At 74.8% G+C, this 322-nt stretch carries 1 protein-coding gene; it reads left to right on the top strand.

Annotation, left to right across the window (positions count from 1 at the left end; all coding sequences use genetic code 11):
• Positions 1–322: hypothetical protein (locus tag ADL25_RS18025; protein ID WP_159044949.1), on the top strand; the 322-nt coding region annotated here is incomplete at both ends.

The following is a 322-nucleotide window of genomic DNA, read 5'->3' as shown; positions in this document are numbered from 1 at the left end:
CGGACCGGGCAGCGGGCCGGCCGGCGGGGTGGGGGGCCGGCGCTGGATCATCGACGTCGACACCCCCGACCATCCTCACGCCGTCTGGTGGGCCGCGATCGTCCTGGACACCACCACCCACCGCCTCATCGCCTTCTCCACCGGCAGGCGCCCCACCAGCCACCTCATCGACCAGGCACTGGACCAGGCGATCACCCAGGAAGCCGCCACACCCCCCACCCCGGACACGGCCGGTGAACTCGCCGGCTGCTCCTTCACCGCCCGCGCCCACACCCTGCGCCGCGCGCCCGGCTCCGGGACGGTCGGCGACTGGTACGAGCAC

The sequence above is a fragment of the Streptomyces sp. NRRL F-5122 genome, assembly GCF_001507435.1.
GTDB classification, from domain to species: domain Bacteria; phylum Actinomycetota; class Actinomycetes; order Streptomycetales; family Streptomycetaceae; genus Streptomyces; species Streptomyces lannensis.
This window is presented reverse-complemented; position numbering and strand designations above follow the sequence as displayed.